The 21924-nt window shown below is 71.3% G+C and carries 26 protein-coding genes; 13 read left to right on the forward strand and 13 right to left on the reverse strand.

Going from position 1 to position 21924, the window contains the following annotated elements:
• Nucleotides 1-112: 112 nt before the first annotated feature.
• The 3 genes from BM419_RS09150 to BM419_RS09160 form a co-directional block, all read right to left on the reverse strand.
• A complete protein-coding gene (locus BM419_RS09150) occupies nt 113-1459 on the reverse strand; it encodes an ATP-binding response regulator (RefSeq protein WP_091926253.1) in 1347 nt (448 codons plus the stop codon).
• Nucleotides 1456-2676, reverse strand: a complete 1221-nt coding sequence (locus tag BM419_RS09155; RefSeq protein WP_026604820.1) for an FIST signal transduction protein — start codon at nt 2674-2676, stop codon at nt 1456-1458. Before BM419_RS09155 ends, BM419_RS09150 begins: the two co-directional genes overlap by 4 nt.
• Before the next feature lie 141 nt (nt 2677-2817).
• Nucleotides 2818-3387, reverse strand: coding sequence for a c-type cytochrome, methanol metabolism-related (locus tag BM419_RS09160; protein ID WP_091926254.1), 570 nt, complete (start codon nt 3385-3387; stop codon nt 2818-2820).
• A 250-nt stretch (nt 3388-3637) separates the two neighbouring features.
• On the opposite strand from BM419_RS09160, the gene BM419_RS09165 reads away from it, so the two are divergent.
• Together BM419_RS09165 and BM419_RS09170 are read left to right on the forward strand one after the other, a co-directional pair.
• On the forward strand, nt 3638-4312 hold the full coding sequence (locus BM419_RS09165) for a transglutaminase-like cysteine peptidase (RefSeq protein WP_170855138.1): 675 nt from the start codon (nt 3638-3640) through the stop codon (nt 4310-4312).
• 103 nt (nt 4313-4415) lie between these two features.
• Nucleotides 4416-4742 (forward strand): hypothetical protein, encoded by a 327-nt coding sequence (locus tag BM419_RS09170; protein WP_091926255.1) that lies wholly within the window; start codon nt 4416-4418, stop codon nt 4740-4742.
• A gap of 94 nt (nt 4743-4836) precedes the next feature.
• On the opposite strand, the gene BM419_RS09175 is transcribed toward BM419_RS09170, so the two are convergent.
• The 4 genes from BM419_RS09175 to BM419_RS09190 form a co-directional block, all read right to left on the reverse strand.
• A complete protein-coding gene (locus BM419_RS09175; protein ID WP_234083060.1) occupies nt 4837-5247 on the reverse strand; it encodes an arsenate-mycothiol transferase ArsC in 411 nt (136 codons plus the stop codon).
• A gap of 106 nt (nt 5248-5353) precedes the next feature.
• Nucleotides 5354-5836, reverse strand: a complete 483-nt coding sequence (locus BM419_RS09180) for a UPF0262 family protein (protein ID WP_020092507.1) — start codon at nt 5834-5836, stop codon at nt 5354-5356.
• A 10-nt stretch (nt 5837-5846) separates the two neighbouring features.
• On the reverse strand, nt 5847-7142 hold the full coding sequence (hisD, locus tag BM419_RS09185) for a histidinol dehydrogenase (protein ID WP_020092506.1): 1296 nt from the start codon (nt 7140-7142) through the stop codon (nt 5847-5849).
• 21 nt (nt 7143-7163) lie between these two features.
• The gene (locus BM419_RS09190) at nt 7164-7610 is read right to left on the reverse strand and encodes a DUF2948 family protein (RefSeq protein WP_020092505.1); all 447 of its coding nucleotides are present in this window, start codon (nt 7608-7610) and stop codon (nt 7164-7166) included.
• A 200-nt stretch (nt 7611-7810) separates the two neighbouring features.
• On the opposite strand from BM419_RS09190, the gene BM419_RS09195 reads away from it, so the two are divergent.
• Nucleotides 7811-8206 (forward strand): hypothetical protein, encoded by a 396-nt coding sequence (locus BM419_RS09195; protein ID WP_091926256.1) that lies wholly within the window; start codon nt 7811-7813, stop codon nt 8204-8206.
• A gap of 48 nt (nt 8207-8254) precedes the next feature.
• On the opposite strand, the gene murA is transcribed toward BM419_RS09195, so the two are convergent.
• Together murA and BM419_RS32815 are read right to left on the reverse strand one after the other, a co-directional pair.
• Nucleotides 8255-9544, reverse strand: a complete 1290-nt coding sequence (murA, locus tag BM419_RS09200) for a UDP-N-acetylglucosamine 1-carboxyvinyltransferase (RefSeq protein WP_020092503.1) — start codon at nt 9542-9544, stop codon at nt 8255-8257.
• A gap of 86 nt (nt 9545-9630) precedes the next feature.
• On the reverse strand, nt 9631-9810 hold the full coding sequence (locus tag BM419_RS32815; protein WP_081636463.1) for a hypothetical protein: 180 nt from the start codon (nt 9808-9810) through the stop codon (nt 9631-9633).
• A gap of 320 nt (nt 9811-10130) precedes the next feature.
• Here BM419_RS32815 and hemA point away from each other — a divergent pair, with 320 nt between their 5' ends.
• From hemA to BM419_RS09245, 8 genes are all read left to right on the forward strand, one after another.
• Nucleotides 10131-11426 carry a 5-aminolevulinate synthase gene (hemA, locus tag BM419_RS09210; protein WP_091926257.1) on the forward strand — a complete coding sequence of 432 codons (1296 nt, stop codon included), beginning with the start codon at nt 10131-10133 and terminating at the stop codon, nt 11424-11426.
• A 280-nt stretch (nt 11427-11706) separates the two neighbouring features.
• A complete protein-coding gene (locus tag BM419_RS09215) occupies nt 11707-12504 on the forward strand; it encodes an inositol monophosphatase family protein (RefSeq protein ID WP_175556285.1) in 798 nt (265 codons plus the stop codon).
• Between the two features lie 70 nt (nt 12505-12574).
• Nucleotides 12575-13120: an adenine phosphoribosyltransferase gene (locus BM419_RS09220; RefSeq protein WP_012320444.1), complete on the forward strand. Its 546-nt coding sequence runs from the start codon at nt 12575-12577 to the stop codon at nt 13118-13120.
• A gap of 168 nt (nt 13121-13288) precedes the next feature.
• On the forward strand, nt 13289-13423 hold the full coding sequence (rpmH, locus tag BM419_RS09225) for a 50S ribosomal protein L34 (RefSeq protein WP_007558110.1): 135 nt from the start codon (nt 13289-13291) through the stop codon (nt 13421-13423).
• Nucleotides 13424-13502: 79 nt separating this feature from the next.
• Nucleotides 13503-14123, forward strand: coding sequence for a ribonuclease P protein component (gene rnpA / locus BM419_RS09230; protein WP_091926258.1), 621 nt, complete (start codon nt 13503-13505; stop codon nt 14121-14123).
• Nucleotides 14113-15963, forward strand: coding sequence for a membrane protein insertase YidC (gene yidC, locus BM419_RS09235; protein ID WP_020092499.1), 1851 nt, complete (start codon nt 14113-14115; stop codon nt 15961-15963). The genes rnpA and yidC overlap by 11 nt, the downstream gene beginning before the upstream one ends.
• A 13-nt stretch (nt 15964-15976) precedes the next feature.
• Entirely contained in the window at nt 15977-16630 is a 654-nt protein-coding gene (gene yihA / locus BM419_RS09240; protein WP_056526930.1) for a ribosome biogenesis GTP-binding protein YihA/YsxC, read from the forward strand.
• Entirely contained in the window at nt 16627-17010 is a 384-nt protein-coding gene (locus tag BM419_RS09245; protein WP_020092497.1) for a DUF423 domain-containing protein, read from the forward strand. Before yihA ends, BM419_RS09245 begins: the two co-directional genes overlap by 4 nt.
• A gap of 132 nt (nt 17011-17142) precedes the next feature.
• Here the strand turns inward: BM419_RS09245 and BM419_RS09250 are convergent, their stop codons facing one another.
• Both BM419_RS09250 and BM419_RS09255 read right to left on the reverse strand, forming a co-directional pair.
• Nucleotides 17143-17817: a metallophosphoesterase family protein gene (locus BM419_RS09250; protein WP_091926259.1), complete on the reverse strand. Its 675-nt coding sequence runs from the start codon at nt 17815-17817 to the stop codon at nt 17143-17145.
• A gap of 53 nt (nt 17818-17870) precedes the next feature.
• On the reverse strand, nt 17871-19034 hold the full coding sequence (locus BM419_RS09255) for a mandelate racemase/muconate lactonizing enzyme family protein (RefSeq protein ID WP_091926260.1): 1164 nt from the start codon (nt 19032-19034) through the stop codon (nt 17871-17873).
• A gap of 119 nt (nt 19035-19153) precedes the next feature.
• On the opposite strand from BM419_RS09255, the gene BM419_RS09260 reads away from it, so the two are divergent.
• Nucleotides 19154-20068, forward strand: a complete 915-nt coding sequence (locus BM419_RS09260; protein ID WP_091926261.1) for a LysR family transcriptional regulator — start codon at nt 19154-19156, stop codon at nt 20066-20068.
• On the opposite strand, the gene BM419_RS09265 is transcribed toward BM419_RS09260, so the two are convergent.
• Both BM419_RS09265 and BM419_RS09270 read right to left on the reverse strand, forming a co-directional pair.
• Nucleotides 20044-20691: an RraA family protein gene (locus BM419_RS09265; RefSeq protein WP_020092493.1), complete on the reverse strand. Its 648-nt coding sequence runs from the start codon at nt 20689-20691 to the stop codon at nt 20044-20046. The genes BM419_RS09260 and BM419_RS09265 overlap by 25 nt on opposite strands.
• Nucleotides 20692-20804: 113 nt before the next feature.
• Nucleotides 20805-21299: a pilus assembly protein N-terminal domain-containing protein gene (locus BM419_RS09270; RefSeq protein ID WP_020092492.1), complete on the reverse strand. Its 495-nt coding sequence runs from the start codon at nt 21297-21299 to the stop codon at nt 20805-20807.
• Between the two features lie 298 nt (nt 21300-21597).
• Between BM419_RS09270 and BM419_RS09275 the strand changes: the two genes are divergently transcribed.
• Entirely contained in the window at nt 21598-21762 is a 165-nt protein-coding gene (locus BM419_RS09275) for a Flp family type IVb pilin (protein WP_012320434.1), read from the forward strand.
• The last annotated feature ends 162 nt before the right edge of the window (nt 21763-21924 follow it).

Raw genomic sequence — 21924 nt, forward strand, 5'->3', positions numbered from 1 at the left:
CCCGTCGAGGGGTGCCGTGTGTCCTATGTCACGGCGCGGACGGGAGTGTTCGCCGCGGACGCCCGCGGCTCGGATCCGGCGCGAGCCGGCGCGCCGCGGCGCCCGATCGGGTTCAGGCCAGCATGTAGGTGAGCAGGGAGCGGAGCTGGGCCGGCTTGATCGGCTTGTGCACGAGCTCCGCGCCGGCGGCGGTGACGCGCTCCTCGACCGCGCCGGTATGGTCGGCGGTGGTGACGATGACCGGGAGCGGCCCGGTATGCAGCGCCCGGAGATAGGCGGCCACGTCGAGGCCGCAGGCGCCGTCGTCGAGATGGTAGTCGAGCACCAGGATGTCCGGCGCCCCGGCGCCCGCCGCGACGGCGGCCTTCACCCCCGCGAGGTCGCGGAAGGTCGAGACCCTTGCATCCCAGTTCTGGAGCAGGCGCGCGAGGGCGTCGGCCGTGGAGGCGTCGTTCTCCACGACGAGGACGTGGGCTCCCGAGAGCCGGGTCGCCACCGGCGCGGGCGGCGCCGCGGCGGCCGGGACCGCGCTCAGGGGCAGCGTCAGCGACACCCGGGTGCCGTGGCCGACCCGGGAGCGCAGCCGCAGGGGATGATCGAGGGCGAGGGCCATGCGGCGGACGATCGACAGGCCGAGGCCGAGGCCCGGCTCCTCGCCGCTGCTCGGCCGGTCGCCGCCCCGGAAGAACTCGTCGAAGACGAGCTCGCATTCCTCGGCGGCGATGCCGCAGCCCGTGTCGGTCACCTCGATCCGGACGCCGCCGGAGCGGCGCCGGGCCGCCAGGACGATCCCGCCGGTGCGGGTGTAGCTGACGGCGTTGGAGACGAGGTTCTGGAGGATCCGCTGCAGGAGCACCACGTCGCTGGTGACGGTCAGGTCTGGGCAGTGGACCGACAGGCGCAGGCCCTTGCGCTGCGCGAAGGGCTCGAAGCTCTCGGCGATTCCCGCCAGCAGGTCGGGCAGGAAGACGGGCTGGACCTGCGGCCGGACGATCCCGGCATCGAGCTTCGAGATGTCGAGCAGCGTCTTGATCAGGTCCTCGATGGTCTGCAGGCCCCGCTCCACCTGTCCGGCGATGGTGCGCGCCTCCGGCGGCACGTCGAGGTCGGCCAGCGCCGAGATCGACAGGCGGGCGGCGTTGACCGGCTGCAGCAGGTCGTGGCTCGCCGCCGCCAGGAACCGCGTCTTCGAGCGGTTGGCAGTCTCGGCCTCCTCCTTGGCCGCGGCCAGCGCCTCGTTGGAGCGCTCCAGCCGGTGCATCAGCCCGGTCAGCTCCTCGGTGCGGGTGCGGACCCGGCCCTCGAGCATGATCGCCGTCTGGAACAGCGAGTAGGCGCTGCCCCGCTGGTCCATGGAGCGCTCGACATGGGACATCAGCGCGGCGTTGATCCGCTCGAGCTTCTCGATCCGCCGGTGCAGGGACGCGTCGGTCTCGAGGCCGTTCGGGTGCAGGGTCACGACGCGGCCGGGGCGGGGGCCGCGGCCGGCGCGCCCGCGGCGAGGGTCTTGCCGATGGCGATGCCCGTGAAGGTCTGGTTCAGGTGCATCGCCCGGTACTGCTCGCCGAAGGTCTCGAAGCCGACGACGTTGTAGCGGCGGTAGAGGTCGGCGATCCCGTGGCGGACCTGCCGGCTCTCGGCGTCGAGGCGGCGGAGCACGCACTCGAAGCCGATGATGAGGTCGACGCCGCCGAGCACGGCGTCGAGGCGCGCCAGCTCCGCCCGGGTCGAGGCGACGATGTCGCGCGGCTCGGCGAGGGTGAGCACCACGCCCTCGTCCACCGCGCAGAAGAAGCTGAGCGAGCCGTCCTCGTTCATCCGCCGGATCGAGCGGCAGAAATACTCGCCGCCGACCTTCACGGCGAGCGGGTAGGCGGCGAAGCTCATCGGCGACAGGCCCTCGGGGTCGAGGCCGATCGCCATCGCGTATTCCCGGGCCGCCGGCTCGGCGTTGAGCTCGTGCACGGTGCGGCGCTCGCCGTCCGAGGCGGTGACCACGAACTTGGTCCGCGTCGGCTCGAAATTGTCGCTCTTGAAGATCTCTACCGAGAAGTCGGTCTCGACGAGCACCAGGACCGCCGCCTTGCGGTGGATCTTCCCGCCGTGGAGCATGACGGCGTCCCGGAAGCGCAGGTCGTCGCCGGCCGAGCCGCCGACGATCGGGATGCCGTCGAGCGCCCAGGCGATCGCCGAGACCACGGTCTCCTCGGCGTTGGCGAGCCCGTCGATCAGCGACAGGGCGAAGCGGTGGCCCGTGCCGGCCGCGTCGACATCGCGGCACCGGTCCAGCGGGTCCAGGGTCCGGCGCAGCGCCCGGACCGCCGAGGCGGTCCGCTCCACGTCGAGGTGGTCGATGGCGTCGAGGACGGTCGAGACGATCCGGAACCGCTCGGCCGGAAACGCGATGACAACCAGTCCGCGGTCGAGGCCGCCGGCCGGGGCGATGCCGCCCGACATCGAGCAGCCGGCCACCGGCACGCCGGGGAACCGGGTCTCCAGCGCGCGCGCCAGGATCTCGGCATCGTAATCGGCGGAGAAGAACGCGACGACCTGCGACAGGGCGGTGTCACCGACCGCGAGCGCCACCTCCGCGGCCGCGTCGGCGGCCCCGGCCGCGTCCGTCCAGGCCGTCCAGATGCCGCACAGATGGCGGCGCACTCCCGATCCTTGAGCCACGTTCCACCCCCTGCGACCCCCTCGGCAGGCTTGGCGCCCGCTCTTCAGCGTCTTGGGCGGAGTATGTCGTGCGCAATCGAGCGGTGCAACGGGGCGTGTCGACCCGGTCCGGTTCGCGCGGGAAGCCGGACCGGGGCGGCCTCACTTCATGCAGGCATCCTCGGCCTTCTCGAAGGCCGCGGGCTTGGGTTCGTGCTCGGACGGCCGGTTGCGGCCGAGCGCCCCGTCGGAGCGGGCGCGGAGATAGGTGTAAATGTCCGGCAGGTAGCAGGTGACGTTCTTGTTCTCGCCGAAGGCGGGCATCACCAGCTCCTGCGAGGCGTTCACGTCCCTCTTGCCGCCCACGACGATGCCGGCGAACTGCGCGTAGTCCATGCCCTTGAGGGCTTCGACCAGCGACGGCGCGTAGGTCGATCCCAGCCCGTCGGGGCCGTGGCAGGCCATGCAGTTCGCGCTGTACCGGACGTAGCCGGACATGGTGTACCAGTCGACCATCTTGCCGCCGTCCGTGACGTGGTAGGTCGGGTTACCGTTCTTGTCGGTGTACTGACCGTCTTGGACCTTGGCCGGCTGCGTCGGCCCCTCGCTCTTCAGGTCGGTCGCGGGCGGGGCGGCGGTCGGAGCCGCGGCGGAGGCCGGCAGCATCCCCAGGGTTCCCGCTGCGAGCACGGCCAGGACGAGGCCGGCCACTCTGTCTGCAACGCAACGCATACGTCTTCCTCCTGCCGCCCACAGGCTTCTTCTTGGTGGCGCGGTGCCGGGATAACGGCGGATCTCGTCGGAGAACACCTTGAGGCGCCTTCACGTTTTCGCGCACGGCCGGTGAGCGTCACGATGACCGGCCGAGAGTGCGCTTATCCGCGTTGCGCACAGCATTAACCTTTTGTTAATCGGCGGATTGCCGCCGGCCCGCCGGCGTGAGAGCTTTCGTTAACGAGAGCTTAACGGTTGGGTCCCGGCGATGCGGTTCGCGGTTTCCATGATGCAGGGCCTGGTCAAGGGACCCGCCTCGCGTCGGCTCTCCCGGAGCCGCCGGGCGGCCCTGGCTGCCCTCGCCGTCGCGGGGCTCGCCGCCCCGGCCCAGGCGCAGACGCTGGCGAGCCTGCCCACCGAGGCCGGCGCCCGGGTGCAGGGCGATGCCAAGCCGATCGCGGCGTGGGTGACGTTCTGCCAGACCTACGCGGCGGAGTGCGCGCTGGACCGGGGTGAGCCGGCCCGGATCAGCCTGACGCCCGCCACCTGGGCGACGATCGTGTCGGTGAACCGGCGGGTCAACAAGGCGATCGAGCCGATGACCGACCAGGACCACCTGCACGTGGCCGACCGCTGGGACCTGGCCGAGGACGGCATCGGCGACTGCGAGGACTTCCAGCTGCTCAAGCGCCACATGCTGGCCGAGGCCGGCCTGCCGCGGCGGGCGATGCGCATGACCGTGGTGATCGACGAGAAGGGCGAGGGCCACGCCGTGCTGACCCTGATCACCGACCGGGGCGACCTGGTGCTCGACAACAAGACCAGCGCGATCCTGCCCTGGCACAAGACCGGCTACGTGTTCATCAAGCGCGAGAGCCAGGACGCCGTCGCCTGGGTCTCCCTCGGCGGCGTCACCTCCCCGGTCACCACCGCAAACCGGTGAACAAGCCACGCGGCGAGCAGTGGAACCTCGGCCGCATGCGCTGTTCCTTAACGGATCGCTAACCCTGCGGCGCCACTCTGTCGGGTGACGGAGTGCCTTAACGATGCCGCGAGCCCGCCACGTGACGCCGGTCCCGCTTCTGGCTGTCGTCCTCGTCGCCGCCGCCTGCGGCACCGCCCGGGCCGCGAGCGAGACCGAAGCCCGCCACGCCGCGTGGCGCGACTGCGTCAGCCGCAACTTCCGGATCCAGGCCGCACTGACGGACCGGGATCTCGCCGCCGACGCCGCCTTCCGGGCCTGCCGGACCGCCGAGGACGCCTATCTCGCGACCCTCACGGCCTCGCCGCTGCTCGACGACGAGGATGTCGGGCGCGCCCGGCCGCTCCTCGCTGGCCGGATGCGCGCTTGGCTGGTCGGCAACCGCGGCTGACGTCGGCGATTCCCGGCAGCGGCCATCGGGAAAGGACGCTCCCGCCAAGCGCGTGAGGTCGGCCAGCAAGGCAGCGTCGCGGAGGCATGTCCGCCTATGCTTTCAGGCGCGCCTTGATCCGCCGGGTCAGCCCGTCGCGGACGTCGCGGTAGGCGTCGAGGCGCTGCTCGCGCGAGGCGTCCTGCAGCAGCGTCGGGTCGGGGGTCGGCCAGTACTCGACATCGGCCGCGAGGGTGTGCGTCAGGTCCAGTGCCCGGTGGTGCGCCTCCGGCGCGAGGGTGATGATCAGGTCGAAGTTCAGGCCCTCCCAGTCCTCCAGCTCCTCCACGGTGCGCGGGCGGTGCCGGCTCGCGTCGATGCCGACCTCGTCGAGGGCCGCGACCATGAACGGGTCGGTGGGCTCGCCGGAGCGCACCCCGGCCGACTGCACGTAGGTGGACTTGCCGAAATAGGCGCGCGCGATCGCTTCCGCCGCCACGGAGCGCACGGCGTTGTAGTTGCACATGAACAGGACGGACTGCACCCGCCGCTTCTTCGGGGGCGCGTCGGGAAAAGGCTCGGGAGGAGGCTCGGGAGCGGGCTCAGCCATCGCCGGTCGGCGCGGAGGGCGCCTAACCCTTCCAGTGCAGCGCGAAGATCAGGGTGAACAGGCGGCGCGCCGTGTCGTGGTCGAGGTCGACCTTCCCCTCGAGCCGCTGCTTGAGCGTCTCGGACGCCTCGTTGTGCAGGCCCCGCCGACCCATGTCGATCGCCTCGATCTGCGACGGTGAGGCGGTGCGGATCGCGTTGTAGTAGCTCTCGCAGATCATCTCGTAGTCGCGGATCACCCGCCGGAACGGCGTGAGCGACAGGAGGTGCGTCATCACCGGCTCACCGTCCACCGTGGTGATGGCGAAGGACAGCTTGTTCTCGACGAGGCCGAGCGTGAGCGCGTAGGGGCCCTCCCGCCCGGGGATGGTGAAAGAATTGTCCTCCAGGATGTCGAAGAGCGCGATCGCCCGTTCGTGCTCCTGATCCGGATTGCCGCGGGCGATGGACCCCTCGTCCAGGCTCACCTTCGCGAGGCGGTTCGGCCCGCGCTGCTTCTCCGCCATCCCCAAAACCTCACAGGTTCAACCGGATCGCGACGGAGCGGGCATGCCCCTCCAGGCCCTCGGACCGGCCGAGGTTTATCGCTGCCGGGCCGAGCGCCCGCAAGCTCTCCGGCGTGCAGGCGAGGATCGTCGTCCGCTTCATGAAGTCGAGCACGCCCAGCCCGGACGAGAATCGGGCGGAGCGCGCGGTCGGCAGCACGTGGTTGGGGCCGCCGACATAGTCGCCGATCGCCTCCGGCGTGTGCGAGCCCAGGAAGATCGCGCCGGCATTGCGGACCTTGGCGGCGAGCGCCTCCGCGTCCTGCGTCTCGATCTCCAGGTGTTCGGGGGCGAGGCGGTCGACCAGGGGCACGGCCTCGTCGAAGGTGCGGACCCGGATGACGGCGCCGTAATCGCGCCAGCTCGCCCGGGCGATCTCCTGACGGGGCAGGGTGGTGAGGGCGCGCTCGACCGCCGCCTCGACGGCGCCGGCGAGTTCGGCGCTGTCGGTGATCAGGATCGCCTGGGCGGCCACGTCGTGCTCGGCCTGGGCCAGGAGGTCGGCGGCGATCCAGTCGGGGTTGGCGTGGCCGTCCGCCAGGATCAGCACCTCGGAGGGGCCGGCGATCATGTCGATCCCGACCTGGCCGAAGACCCGGCGCTTGGCCGCCGCCACCCAGGCGTTGCCGGGCCCGACGACCTTGGCCACGGGGGCGATCGTGGCGGTCCCGTAGGCGAGGGCCGCGACCGCCTGGGCGCCGCCCACCCGGTAGACCTCGTGGACGCCGGAGAGCTGCGCGGCGGCCAGGACTAGCGGGTTCATCTGGCCGTCCGGGGTGGGCACCACCATCACGAGGCGCGGCACCCCGGCGACGCGCGCCGGCAGCGCGTTCATCAGCACCGAGGAGGGATAGCTCGCGGTGCCGCCCGGGACGTAGAGGCCGACCGATTCCAGCGCGGTCCAGCGCCAGCCGGCCGTGACGCCGAGGGCGTCGGTGGCCCGGTGATCCGCGGGCCGCTGCGCCCGGTGGAAGCTCTCGATCCGCTCGGCGGCGAGGCGCAGGGCCTCCAGCGAGTCCGGCGGGCAGGCCGCGACGGCCGCTTCGATCTCCGCGTCCGTGACCCGCAGCTGCGCGGCGGAGAAATCGGCGCCGAGCCGGTCGAACCGCCGGGTGAAATCGACCAGCGCCTCGTCCCCGCGGGCGACGACGTCGGCGATGATGCCGCGCACCGCCTCGTCCACGTCCTCGGCGATCTCGCGCTTCACCGTGAGGAGGCGCGCGAAGGCGGCGGCAAAATTCGGATCGCTGCTGTCGAGCCGGACCATCGGGAAGCCTTCTGTCTCGCGTCAGGCCGCCGAGCCGGCGGCCGTATCGGTGTCGATGTCGTGCCCGGGACGGTTCGCCGATTCCCAGACCGGGCCGAGATCCTTCATCCGGACCTCGATGCACTCGACCTCCAGCCGCAGGGCCGCGCCGCCGGAGAAGACGAGGTCGATGTGCCCGGAGGGCGCGTCCGTCGGCTCGAAGGTGAGGGCGAGCAGGCTCATCGGCGTCGCGTCGTCCGGCTTCAGGCCGCGGCTCTTCACGCCCAGCACGCGCTCGATGTGCAGGCCGGCGAGGCGCCGGCGCGGCGGGGCGCTCGGCGTCCAGTCGAAGCGGCGCACCGCCATGAGGAAGCGGTGCTCGCCGGCGAGGAAGGTCAGGTCCTGCGGTCGCAGGATCGCGTCCTGCAGATGGGCCGAGATCACGGTCAGGTCCTCGGTGTCGAGGGCGGCGAGCCTGAGCAGCTCCATGCAGAGGGTCCTCGGGGAATACGGGGCGCGGGTCGGGCGGCGAGGGCCGGTCCGCGGCACGGCGTAGGTAGCGGCGCGGCCCCGTTCGGGCAACGGCTGGTCTGGGGATCGCGATCCCGGCCGGGCACAGGCTCGGGCCAGCGTCGCCGTTTAGACGCACCGGCGGTCGAGCCGGCGGTCGAGCCGGGGCAGGGTCTCATATGGCGGCACTCACCGAGCGCGCGGTTGTGGCGGTGCTGACCGTCGGGCTGCAGGCGGCCGGACCCGCCGTCGCGCAGGTCGGTCCGGACGCGCGGCCCTACATCTACGGTCGTCCGGCGCCAGATCGGGATCTCTACGCACCGCCGCCGCCCGGCGGGCGTCCGCCGCCTCCGCCCGCGGATGACGGGTATGGCTGGCATCCGCCCCCGCCGCCAGTCGACGATGCGTACGACAGGCGCGGCCCGCGCTGGCGCGGCGACTTCGGGCGCCCGTGGGACGACAGCGTCTGCGTTACGGCCCGCGGCACGTGCAGGGTGCGCCCGGGGCCTCCCGACGCGCTCTGCCGCTGCAAGATCCCCGGCTTCGGCTACAGGCGCGGGCAGATCGAGGACTGAGCCTCGGGCGCTGCCGCGCGCCGGCCGGTTCGGACCGAGCGCTGTCGCTCAGGCCCGGACGCGCTCGATCTGCGCGCCGCAGCGGCCGAGCTTGGCCTCCAGCGCCTCGAACCCGCGGTCGAGATGGTAGACCCGGTTGATCTGGGTCTCGCCCTCGGCGGCGAGGCCCGCGATGACCAGGGAGACCGAGGCACGCAGGTCGGTCGCCATCACGGGGGCGCCCTTCAGCCGGTCCACGCCCTCGACGATGGCGAGGTCGCCCTCCAGGCGGATCTTCGCGCCGAGGCGGGCCAGCTCCTGCACGTGCATGAACCGGTTCTCGAAGATGGTCTCGCGGATGTGCGACTGGCCCTTCGCCAGCGTCATCAGCGCCATGAACTGCGCCTGGAGATCCGTGGGGAAGCCCGGGAACGGGTCGGTGGTGACGTCGACCGCCGCGATGCCGGCGCCGTTGCGGCGCACGCGGATCCCGCCCTCGACCTGCGTGATCTCCGCGCCCGTGGTCGTCAGGACGTCGAGGGCCGAGTGGAGCAGGTCGGCCCGGGTATCCTTGAGCACGACGTCGCCGCCGGCCATCGCCACCGCCATGGCGTAGGTGCCGGTCTCGATCCGGTCGGGTAGGACCTCGTGGCGGGCGCCGTTCAGGCGGGCCACGCCCTCGATCTCGATGCGCGGCGTGCCGGCGCCGCGGATCTTGGCGCCCATCTTGTTCAGGCACTCCGCGAGGTCGACCACCTCCGGCTCGCGGGCGGCGTTCTCGATCACCGTGGTCCCGTAGGCCAGGGCGGCGGCCATCAGCGCCACGTGCGTGCCGCCCACGGTCACCTTCGGGAAGGCGAACTCGGCCCCGCGCAGGCCGTTCTTGGTCCTGGCGACGACGTAACCGGCGTCGATCTCGATCTCGGCCCCGAGCTTCTCCAGCGCCATGATCAGCAGGTCCACCGGCCGGGTGCCGATGGCGCAGCCGCCGGGCAGCGAGACCTTGGCCTCACCGAACCGGGCGAGCAGCGGCGCGATCACCCAGAAGCTCGCCCGCATGGTCGAGACCAGCTCGTAGGGCGCCGTGGTGTCGATGACGTTCGAGGCGGTGAGCCGGATCGTCTGGCCCGTCTCGGTGGTCTGACCGGGGCGCTTGCCCACGACCATGTGGTCCACGCCGTGGTTGCCGAGGATCCGCGTCAGCGCGGCGATGTCGGCGAGCCGCGGCACATTGATCAGCTCCAGCGTCTCGCCGGTGAGCAGGCTCGCGATCATCAGCGGCAGCGCCGCGTTCTTGGCGCCCGAGATCGGGATCACGCCGTTGAGCGGCGCGCCGCCGGTGATGTGGATGCGGTCCATCGTGTGTCCTCGGGCGGCGCACCCGCGAGGGCGCGCGGCCGGCCGTGCTGATCGCGGGCGCGGCAGCGCCCAGGCTTGGCCGTGCCCTATAGACCGGATTTGTCGGAATCAGGACCGTTTCCGTCCGATTCCCGCGCGCAGGACTGATCCGCGCCGGGAGACGGTCTTCCTTCGGCCCGCCCGCGGCCCTGCGCCTTGCGGCGGCGCAGGTTCTGGCGCAGCGCGGCCTTGAGGCGCTCCGCCCGCTCGTCCCTGGAGTCCGTCACGGCGCGACCCTTGGTCGCCGCAAGGTCGAGGCCGCGCGGTCCACGCCGGACGAGCCATATGCGGTCGGAGACATGAGCTGTTGCAGGGGGCGGGAGCCAAGTTCGGGTCGGAAGAACGTGCCGGACGCTAGCGGGTTCACGCGGGCCTCTCAACGGATGCAACGCTGCGATGTCGGAACCTTACCTTGAACCAGTTCCAGATCCGCGCGTATCTTGCGGCCCTCACGCGAAGGACTGGACCGAGGCCGGACCTCGATCGCGGGCCTGAGACGCCGCTCACGCGGTGTCGCCCGCGCGGCCGAACACGCGAAGGACGCTCGATGACCGTCACCCGGATGCCCAGCACGATGCTCGCCCAAGCGGGATCGACGCGCGCCGGATCCGGCTACGAGCGCTACTTCCGCGGGGCCCTGGATCAGTTGCACGGGGAGCGGCGGTACCGGGTGTTCGCCGACATCGAGCGGATCTCGGGGCGTTTCCCGACCGCCAAGTGGCGCCAGCCGGACGGCAAGACCACCGAGATCACCGTGTGGTGCTCCAACGACTACCTCGGCATGGGCCAGCACAAGGAGGTGGTCGCCGCCATGACCGAGACCGCCGCCCGCTGCGGCGTCGGCGCCGGAGGCACCCGCAACATCGCCGGTAACACCTCGCCGCTGGTCGACCTGGAGCGCGAGCTTGCCGACCTGCACGGCAAGGAGGCCGGCCTCGTCTTCACCTCCGGCTACGTCTCGAACCAGGCCGGCATCTCGACCATCGCCAAGCTGATCCCCGACTGCCTGATCCTGTCGGACGCCTTCAACCACAACTCGATGATCGAGGGCGTGCGCCATTCCGGGTGCGCCAAGACGATCTTCCGCCACAACGACCTCGCCCACCTCGAGGAATTGCTGCGGCAGGCCGGCGAGCGGCCCAAGCTGATCGTGTTCGAGTCGGTCTACTCGATGGACGGCGACGTGGCGCCGATCGGCGCGATCTGCGACCTGGCCGAGCGCTACGGCGCGATGACCTACCTCGACGAGGTCCACGCCGTCGGCCTGTACGGCCCGCGCGGCGGCGGCATCGCCGAGCGCGACGGCGTCATGCACCGGGTCGACGTGATCGAGGGGACGCTGGCCAAGGGCTTCGGCTGCGTGGGCGGCTACATCACCGCCTCGGCGGCGATCTGCGACGCGGTGCGCAGCTTCGCGCCGGGCTTCATCTTCACGACGGCGCTGCCGCCGGCGGTGGCGGCGGCGGCACGGGCGTCGGTGCGCTACCTCAAGCGGTCGAGCGCGGAGCGCGAGGCGCACCAGCGTCAGGCGGCGGCCACGAAGGCGGCGCTGACCGCGGCGGGGCTGCCGGTCCTGGAGACCGAGACGCACATCGTGCCGGTGATGGTGGGCGATGCCGAGCTGTGCAAGGCCGCGGCCGACCATCTGCTCGAGCACCACGCGATCTACATCCAGCCCATCAACTACCCGACGGTGCCGCGCGGCACCGAGCGGCTGCGGATCACGCCGTCGCCGTTCCACGACGCGGCGCATATCGAGCGCCTCGCCGCGGCGCTGGGCGAGACCTGGCAGGCCCTGGACCTGCCCCGCGCCGGCACTGTCTTCGTCGAGGCCGCGGAGTAGGATCCGCGCCGCCGTCCCGGCCGGGCCGTGTTGCGGGCGCCCGTCTTTGCGAGCGGAGCGAAGCAACCCAGGGATGCCACATCCGCGGCCGGCCTGCTGCCCTGGATTGCTTCGCTCCGCTCGCAAAGACGCGCGCGCCGGTATGCTGAGGCCGGCCTGACCGCGCCGGCTCCGCGCTGAGGCAGCGGCCCGCAGCGCTTCCATGTCCCGTCCCCATCTCGTCTTTTCCGGCGCCGACCTGTAACGACGGCGCCAATCCTCATCCGCGAAAAGTCCGCCTATGATCTCCTCACCCCTCATGACCGTCATGGTCGATGCCGTGCGCAAGGCCGCGCGCGGCCTGCGCCGCGACTACGGCGAGGTCGAGAACCTGCAGGTCTCGCGCAAGGGTCCGGGCGACTTCGTCTCCGCGGCCGACCGCAAGGCCGAGGAGGTGCTGCGCGACGCCCTGATGAAGGCGCGTCCGGGCTACAGCCTCGTGCTCGAGGAGAACGGGATCATCGAGGGGACCGACAAGAGCCACACCTGGCACATCGATCCCCTCGACGGCACGTCGAACTTCCTGCACGGCGTGCCGCATTTCGCGGTCTCGGTCGGTCTCGAGCGCGAGGGCCAGATCGTGGCCGGCGTGATCTTCGACCCGATCAAGGACGAGCTGTTCGTCGCCGAGCGCGGCAAGGGCGCCTATCTCAACAACCGGCGCCTGCGCGTCTCCGGCCGCCAGGACATGGCGGACGCGCTGGTGGGCTACGGCACGCCCTATCTCGGTCGCGGCAGCCACCCGCGCCTCTTGCGCGAGCTCGGCGCCGTGATGGCGGTGGCCGGCGGGACCCGCCGGATGGGCTCGGCGGCCCTCGACATGGCCTACGTGGCCTGCGGCCGCCTCGACGCCTACTGGGAGCGCGACCTCCAGACCTACGACTTCGCCGCCGGCGTGATCCTGGTGCGCGAGGCGGGCGGCTTCGTGACCTCGGCGGACGGCGCGGCCGAGCCGCTGGCGCCCCGGTCGGTGGCCTGCGGCAACGAGGGGCTTCACCGGGACCTCGTCGCCATCCTCAAGAAGGTCCAGGCGGTCTGAGCCGCCACCGACTGGTCAGGCCGTCGGGCTTCTGCTTTAAGCCCGCGGTTCCCCACGGAAGGCCGAACGCATGGAAGCCCGCCGCCACGTCGCGCTGAAGGAATCGGTTCGCTCGATTCCCGATTACCCGAAGCCGGGGATCATCTTCCGCGACATCACCACGCTGCTGAGCGACCCGCGTGCCTTCCGGCGGGCGGTGGACGCCCTGGTGCATCCCTACGCCGGCGGACAGATCCACCAAGTGGCCGGCATCGAGGCCCGGGGCTTCATCCTCGGCGGGGCCATCGCCCACCAGCTCTCCTGCGGCTTCGTGCCGATCCGCAAGAAGGGCAAGCTGCCCCACAAAACCGTGTCGATGGCCTACGCCCTCGAGTACGGGACCGACGAGATCGAGATCCACGTCGACGCCGTACGGCCCGGCGACAAGGTGCTGCTGGTCGACGACTTGATCGCCACCGGCGGCACCGCGATCGCGGCCGTGAACCTGCTCCAGAAGATCGGCGCCGAGATCGTGGCCGCCTGCTTCGTCATCGACCTGCCCGAGATCGGCGGCGCGCAGCGCCTGCGCGACCTGGGCGTCGAGGTGCGCACCCTCATGCAGTTCGAGGGTCATTGAGCCCCGCGAAACGTTGACTTCGCTGGGCTCATCCGCCATAAGCCCGCCACTCGCGACGTGGCGCCCCGCATGGGCGCCCTTCGTGTTTGCAGACAACCAGGACGCGTGAAGGTCGGGTGCAGCAATAGCTGCCCGCGAGCGCGCCTCGACCTTTGAAGGCTCTGAGCCATGAAGAGAACCTACCAGCCGAGCAAGCTCGTCCGTAAGCGCCGTCACGGTTTCCGTGCGCGCATGGCCACCGCCGGCGGCCGCAAGGTCATCGCGCGCCGTCGCGCCCATGGCCGCAAGCGCCTGTCGGCCTGAGGCCTGATCCTCGCCGGCGCGGACGCTCCGACGCATCCGCGCCACGAGGCAAGTGGTATCGGCCGGGATCGAACCATCGATGGCGACGATCGAGCGGCTCAAGAAACGACCCGACTTCCTGGCGGCGGCCGAGGGGCGTCGCTTCCACACCGAGCGTATGACCGCGCAGGGGCGTCTTCGGAACCCGGACGTTTGCCCCGGCCTCCGTCTCGGCTTCACCATCACGAAGCGTGTCGGCCACGCGACGGAGCGCAACCGCATCCGCCGCCGACTCCGCGCTGCCGTGGGGTTGGTCGCGTCCGATCTGCCGAGCGAGCTCGCGGGCCTTCCGGCCGACATCGTGCTGATCGCCCGCCGCCCCGCCCTCGAAGCCTCCTTCGAGGCCCTCGCCGAGGATCTGCGCCGCGCGATTCCCGCGGTGACCCGCGCGGTCGCGCCCCGCGGGGACAGGTCACCCGGCCGATCCGGCGGTCGGCGCGCCAAGCCGGCCCCTGACACGGCCACTTCTCAGTCGTCCTCTCTCCCGCACGAAGCCGGCCGCGCCTCCGCGCAGGCGGCCCCACCCGGCGGTGCCGACATCGGCCCGTCGCAGGGGTGCGACAGAGATCCCCGAATCACAGGCGCGCGCAGGTCCTCCGGGGCCGGCGACGTTCCTGTTGCCACTCCGAACGCGTGCGGCGGTGTCCCTGATGGGCAATGACAAGACGAACATGTTCGTGGCCATCGGCCTGTCGCTGCTGGTGCTGCTCGGGTGGCAGTACTTCGTGGCCGGCCCGCGCATGGAGCAGCAGCGCCAGATCGAGGCGCAGAACAAGGCCGCGCAGCAGCAGCCCCCGGGCGTGACCCCGGACGGCGTGCCCTCGCCGTCCCCGAAGGAGGGTGGCCCGGCGGCCCCCGCGCCCGGCACGCTGCCGACCGCCCAGGGCGGCCCGGTCTCCCGCGAGGCGGCGCTGGCCCGCTCGCCGCGCGTCCGGATCGAGACCCCGGCGCTCTCCGGCTCGATCGCCCTGAAGGGCGGCCGCGTCGACGACGTCTCGCTCAGGAACTACCACGAGACCATCGACCCCAAGAGCCCCGAGATCGTGCTGTTCTCGCCGGCCGGGACCGAAACGCCCTACTACGCCGAGTTCGGCTGGGTCGGCGCCAATGCCGGTCCGCTGCCGACCAACGACACCCTCTGGACCAGCGACGGCAAGACGCTGTCGCCCGGCATGCCCGTGACCCTGACCTGGGACAACGGGGCCGGCCTCGTCTTCAAGCGGATCATCGCGGTCGACGACAAGTACATGTTCACGATCCGCGACGAGGTCGAGAACAAGGGCTCGGGCGCCATCACGCTCTACCCGTACAGCCTCGTCTCCCGCTGGGGTAAGCCGCACACCCAGGGCTACTACGTCCTGCACGAGGGCATGATCGGCTATCTCGGCAACGACGGTCTGCAGGAATTCACCTACGACAAGCTCGCCAAGGAGGGCGCCTACGGCGGTGCCAACACCAAGGGCAAGGCCTGGAGCGGCGTGACCGGTGGCTTCGTCGGCATCACCGACAAGTACTGGGCGGCGGCCGCGATCCCCGATCAGGACGCGCCCTATACCGGCGCCTTCACCGACCGGACCGACGGTGCCACCAACGTCTACCAGGCCAGCGTGCGCGGCGACGCCGTGAATCTCGCGGCGGGCGCCTCGGCGACCGCGACGCAGCGGCTGTTCGCCGGCGCCAAGGAAGTCAACGTCATTAACAACTACGAGAAGGACCTCGGCATCAAGCACTTCGATCTGATGATCGATTGGGGCTGGTTCTTCTTCATCACCAAGCCGATGTTCCGGGCGCTGGACTTCTTCTACCACCTGTTCGGCAATTTCGGCGTCTCGATCCTGGTGGTGACCTTCTGCCTGAAGCTGCTGTTCCTGCCGATCGCGAACCGGTCCTACGTCTCCATGGCCAAGATGAAGGCCGTGCAGCCGGAGATGGCCGCCATCCGCGAGCGGTACAAGGACGACCGCATGAAGCAGCAGCAGGCTACGATGGAGCTGTACAAGAAGGAGAAGATCAATCCGGTCGCCGGCTGCTGGCCGGTGCTGATTCAGATTCCGGTCTTCTTCGCGCTCTACAAGGTCCTGTTCATCACCATCGAGATGCGCCACGCGCCGTTCTTCGGCTGGATCCGCGACCTCGCGGCGCCGGATCCGACGAGCATCGTGAACCTGTTCGGCCTGCTGCCGTTCCCGGCACCCGACTTCGTGCACCTGGGCGTCTGGCCGATCATCATGGGCATCACGATGTTCGTGCAGATGAAGATGAATCCCGCGCCGCCGGACCCGGTCCAGGCGCAGATCTTCACCTTCATGCCGATCGTGTTCACCTTCATGCTGGGCTCGTTCCCCGCCGGCCTGGTGATCTACTGGGCCTGGAACAACACCCTGTCGGTGATCCAGCAATACGTCATCATGCGCCGCAACGGCGTGAAGGTGGAGCTGTGGGACAACCTCCGCACAACGTTCAAGCGCGGCGGCACCAAGGCGGCCGCCACCAAGAGCTGACGGGCGAGACGCCGTGAGCGAGACCAACGACGACGCGGCCGACCTCCTCGAGGCCGGCCGCCTTCTCTTCGCCGGCCCGGCCGACTTCTACGCGGCCGCCCAGATCCTCGACCGGCTGCCGCCCATGGAGGGCGTCGAGATCGCCTTCGCGGGGCGCTCGAATGTCGGCAAGTCGAGCCTGATCAACGCGCTCACCGGGCGCAACACCCTGGCGCGGACCTCGCACACGCCGGGGCGGACGCAGCAGCTCAACTTCTTCCGGATCGGCGAGCGCCTGTCGCTGGTCGACATGCCCGGCTACGGCTACGCCGCCGTCGAGAAGGCCAAGGTCGAGGCGTGGACCCGGCTGATCCACGCCTACCTCAAGGGCCGCGCCAACCTCGCCCGGGTGTTCATGCTGATCGACGCCCGGCACGGCTTCAAGTCGATCGACACCGACGTCCTCGACGGCCTCGACAAGGCCGCGGTGAGCTATCAGGTCGTGCTGACGAAGGGCGATTCCCTCAAGAAGGGCGAGGTCGCGAGCCGCATCGCCGGGATCGAGGCAGGGCTCGCCAAGCGGCCGGCCGCCTACCCGCAGGTGATCCTCACCTCGAGCCGGGACGATTCCGGCGTGCCGGATCTGCGCGCGGCCATCGCCAAGCTCCTGGCGGAGCGCGGCGCGTGAGACTCGCGGGTGTCGACCGCGCGCTCGCGGCGCTCGCCGCCCTGGCCGGGCTGCTCGGCGTCGCGCTGAGCGCCGCCGCGGCGCACATCCCAGGGGCGGACTCGCTGAAGACGGCGGCGCAGTTCCTGCTGTTCCACGCCCCCGCCATCCTGGCGCTGGTCGGTCTCGGGGCCGCGGGCCTCGTCCGGGCCGGTCTCGCGCGCGTCGCGGCCGGGCTGCTGGTCGCCGGCCTGATCCTGTTCTGCGGCGACCTCTCGGTGCGCGCATGGCTTCAGCACGCGCTCTTCCCGATGGCGGCGCCCACCGGCGGCTTCGCCCTGATGGGCGGCTGGCTCACCGGGATCCTCTGCGCGCTGGTGCCCGCGCGACGCGGGGTCTGACAGGTCCGGCCGGCGGCCCGCGGGCCAGCGTCTTCGCGAGCGGAGCGAAGCAGTCCACGCGGCGCCGGGCCGCGCGATGCGGCGCTGCCCTGGGTTGCTTCGCTCCGCTCGCAAAGACGGCGCCGTCGCGCCCTATGATGCTCTCACCTGCAGGAACTCCAGGGCCGGCCCCTGCGCGTCCGAGAAGATCCCGGCGGTCAGCGCGCCGCCGTAGACGGCCGCGGTGTCGAGGTTGGTGCGGAACCGGCGCACTTCCGGGCGCCCGCTCCGCTGCGGCGTGTGGCCGTGGACCACGTACCGTCCGAAATCGTGGTCGCCCTCGAGGAACGGCTCGCGGATCCAGAGGCGATCATGCGCGTCCGAGCCGAGGGCGTCTGTGCCGGGCCGCAGCCCTGCATGCACGTACCAGTGGGCGCCGTCACCGTGCAGCGTCGGGAGCGCCTCGATCCAGTCGAGGGTGTCCCGGGGCAGGCCGGCAGGATCCCGCGCGCCGAACGAATCGAGCGTCGCCTCGCCGCCGTTGAACATCCAGTGCGCGGCCGCGCTCTCCGTCTGGAGTGCGTCGAGCAGCATCCGCTCGTGGTTGCCCATCAGGCAGACGACGCGCTCCGGCTCGGCCCAGTTCAGGCGGCTCACGGTGCGGAGCACCGCGGCGCTGTCCGGGCCGCGGTCGATGTAGTCCCCGAGGAAGACCAGCCGGTGGGGACGGTCACCCGCGTGCTCGGCGATCCGCTCCAGCAGCGTGTCGAGGAGGGCGGCGCAGCCGTGGACGTCGCCGATCGCGTAGGTGAGGGGGCCGGAATCCATGCGCCATCGTCCAACGCGGTGGCGCGTTCCGCAAGGCCGCCCGGGTCGGCGCGCTACGCCGCGAGGGCGCGCATCTCCGCGATGAGGTCCGACTTGCCCTCGAAGCCGATGCCCGGCAGGTCCGGCATGGTGATGTGGCCGTCCTCGACCCGCACCCCGTCGGGGAAGCCGCCGTAGGGCTGGAACAGGTCCGGGTAGCTCTCGTTGCCGCCGAGGCCGAGGCCGGCCGCGATGTTGAGCGACATCTGGTGCCCGCCATGCGGGATGCAGCGGGCGGGCGACCAGCCGAACTCGGCCAGCACGTCGAGGGTGCGCAGGTACTCCACGAGCCCGTACGACAGCGCGCAGTCGAACTGCAGCCAGTCGCGGTCGGGCCGCATGTTGCCGTAGCGCAGGAGATTGCGCGCGTCCTGGTGCGAGAACAGGTTCTCGCCGGTGGCCATCGGCCCGGGATAGTAGGGCGCGAGCGCCGCCTGGAGCGCGTAGTCGAGCGGGTCGCCCGCCTCCTCGTACCAGAACAGCGGGTACTGCCGCAGCATCCGGGCGTACGCGATGGCGGTCTCGAGATCGAAGCGGCCGTTGGCGTCCACCGCGAGACGGCCCCGTCCGTCGATCTCGGCGAGCACGGCCTCGATCCGGCGCCGGTCCTCTTCGAGCGGTGCGCCGCCGATCTTCATCTTCACGACGGTGTAGCCGCGGTCGAGATAGCCGCGCATCTCGGCGCGGAGGGCGGAATCGTCCTTGCCGGGATAGTAGTAGCCGCCGGCCGCGTAGACGAAGACCCGCGGGTCGGCGGCGACGCCCTTCCGCTCGGCGAGCATCCGGAACAGCGGCTTCCCGGCGATCTTCGCCGCCGCGTCCCAGATCGCCATGTCGAGGGTGCCCACCGCCACCGAGCGCTCGCCGTGGCCGCCGGGCTTCTCGTTGCGCATCATCGCGGCCCAGACCCGGTGCGGGTCGAGGTTGTCGCCCGCATCGACGAGGAGGCTGTCCCGGTCGGCCTCCAGGATCCGGTCGCGGAAGCGCTCGCGGATCAGGCCGCCCTGGCCGTAGCGGCCGTTGGAGTTGAAGCCGTAGCCGACGACCCGCCGGCCGTCGCGGACCACGTCGGTGACCACCGCGACGAGGCTCGTGGTCATCTTCGAGAAGTCGATGTAGGCGTTGCGGATCGGCGATGCGATCGGCTTGGTGACCTCGCGGACGTCGACGATGCGCATGGCTCACTCTCCCCGGTGCGTCCCGGTGCCATAGCGTCGGCGGCCCCCGGTCAGCCAATGCCGTTTCCGGAGCGCGCGATGCGCGGGCGGCATCGGCCCCGTCCTGTCGGAGAGGCGCTATGGATCTGGACTGGGTGCGGGACTTCCTCGCGCTCGCCGAGCACCGGACCTTCTCGCGGGCCGCCGAGGTCCGGCACGTGACGCAGCCGGCCTTCAGCCGACGGATCCGCGCGCTCGAGGCGTGGCTCGGGACGCCCCTGTTCCTGCGGAGCGCGCAAGGGGCCGGCCTCACCGCCGCCGGAACGGGCTTCCGCCCGCACGCCGAGGAATTGATGCGGGGCCTGGACCGGGCGTGCCGCGAGGCGCGGGCCGCGGGCGCGCGCGCGGATGCGAGCCTCGCGATCGCGGCCACGCACGCGCTGTCGTTCACGTTCTTTCCCGGCTGGATCCGCCGGCACGCACCCTTCGAGACGCTGGGCGCCCTCAACCTGATCTCGGACAGCATGGCGGCCTGCGAGGCGATCCTGCTGGCCGGCGAGGTGCAACTCCTCCTGTGCCACCACCGCGCGGACCTCCCCACGCCCCTGGACGATGGCCGCTGCGAGTCGGTCCGCGTCGGCGCGGACAGCCTCGTGCCGCTCTGCGCACCGACGTCCGAAGGGGCGCCGCTCTGGCCCCTGAGCGGTGCGGTCCGCTACCTCGCCTACGGCGAGGCCTCGGGGCTCGGCCGGATCCTGGCGGCGAGCGGGGCAGCGGCCGGCCACGAGCCGGCCTTCACGTCGCACCTCGCGGCGACGCTGATGACCATGGCCCAGGGCGGCGACGGTGTCGCGTGGCTCCCGGTGACGCTCGCGGAGGCGGCGATCGCCCGCGGACAGCTCGTGCGGGCAGGCCCAGAGGAGCTGGACGTTCCGGTGGAGATCCGGCTGTTCCGGACGCGCGAGGGCCGAGGCGGTGCGGCCGATGCCCTGTGGCGGCGCCTGCACGCGCCCGACGGCGCCCAGCCCGATCAGGCCTTCGCCACCCGGGCGTAGCGGCCGTCGTAGCGACCGGCCCGGATCTGCTCCAGGACCTCCGCCTCGCGGGCCGCCTGCGCCCGCACGGCGTCGAGCAGGGCGGCCGCGTCGCCGGGCGGGAACGACACGACGCCGTCGGCGTCGCCGACCACCACGTCCCCCGGGCTCACCGTCCAGCCGCCGACGCAGACCGGCACGTTGATCGCGCCGGGGCCCGTCTTGAACGGCCCCCGCGGCGTCGCGTCGCGGGCGTAGCAGGGAAAGTCCGCGCCCGCGAACGCCGCCGTGTCGCGCACGGCGCCGTCGATCACGAAGCCGGCCACGCCCCGGCTCTCGGCGATGGCCTTCATGATGTCGCCCACCAGCGCGCGGCTCGTGTCGCCGGCGCCGTCGACCACGATCACGTCGCCGGGGCGGACCTCTTCCAGAGCCTGGTGGATGGCCAGGTTGTCGCCGCTCCGGACGCGGACCGTGAAGGCCGTTCCCACGAGCGCCCCGCCGCGATGGAACGGGCGCAGGCCGGCCAGGACCGGCATCCGCGCCAGGCAGTCGCTGATCGTGGCCGTCGAGACATCGCGGAAGGCCGCCAGCACGGCCGGGTCGACGGCGGGCGGCGGCGGATTGCGGGTGATGGCGGACATCGGCCTCGACGTCTCCCTGGCGTCAGCGCCCCCGCGGCATCGCGGCGAATCGGCGAGGGCCGGGGGATCCTGCCCCAGGCCGCGGTTGATGTCGCGATGGAACCCCGGCCCGGTCAGTGATCGGCCGCCGGGACCGTGCCCGCGCCGCCGCCGGTCGCGAGCTTGCGACGGGCATCGGCCTGACCGCTCGTGGCACCGAAGTAGCTGGCCGAGTCGCCGAGCTGCACCGACGGCTGGCAGCCCGGCGTGCACGACAGGGATTCCCGATCGAGACCGCGCTGCACCGTGATCGTCGAGTCCCGCGACGCCTCGACCCGGATGGTCGTCTCCGCGATCATGGCGCCGCCGTTGTCGAGGGCGATCAGGTTGGTGGAGCCGAAGCTCTTGCCGGTGAGCACGAGGACGCCGTTCTTCTGCGGCGTCACCTCGGCGATGATCGGGTTCCCGACGATGACGGTCGACGTCTTCTCCGGCAGGCGGAGCACCTTGGCGTTGTCGACGAGAACGGTCACGACGGGCAGCAGATCGGGCTGGCCGGCCGCGGCCGCGGCGCCCGTCAGCAGGACGACGAGGCCGGCGCGGCCCGCGATCGACAGGGTGCGACGCATCGGGGTTCCTCAAGACGGCGGGCGGTCGAAGAGAGCCTACCCGAGGCCCGAGGCTAGCGCGGAACCCGTGAAGGAAGCGCTAAGCAAGACCAAGTCGCGGCACTGTGCCGTATCGGTGAAACCCAACCTTCACCAAACTCGCAGCGAGACAGCCTTTTAGGTCGGTGCGGGATCGATTTAACCGATTTTCAAGGCGTAATCGGCAGTCTGTGCAGGCCGCCGATCGAGACCTGAAAATTCTTCATCGGGCATCGCGCAAGTTTTATCTCGCTCTGTGTTGATCGAAGGATCACCCTCTATGAAGACCCTGTTCACGCGTTTTGCTTCGGACGAGTCCGGCGCCACCGCGATCGAGTACGGCATGATCGCGGCCCTCATCGCCGTGGCCATCATCACCGCGCTGAAGACCGTCGGCACCAGCCTGACCAGCAAGTTCAGCCAGATCTCCGGCAACCTGAACTGATCGAGACCCGTCCGATCTGCGGCAGGTTCGAGACATCCCGCCTCTCCTCGCAATCCGGAGAGAGGCGGGGGTTCCCGGCCTGCCGGGATCGCCGTTGTTCGCGGCGGCGCTCGCCGCCCGGCACATCCGAGGTCCGGACCGGCCGGCAGTCCGCCGGGGCGG

The sequence above is a fragment of the Methylobacterium sp. yr668 genome, assembly GCF_900116245.1.
Classification (GTDB): Bacteria; Pseudomonadota; Alphaproteobacteria; order Rhizobiales; family Beijerinckiaceae; genus Methylobacterium.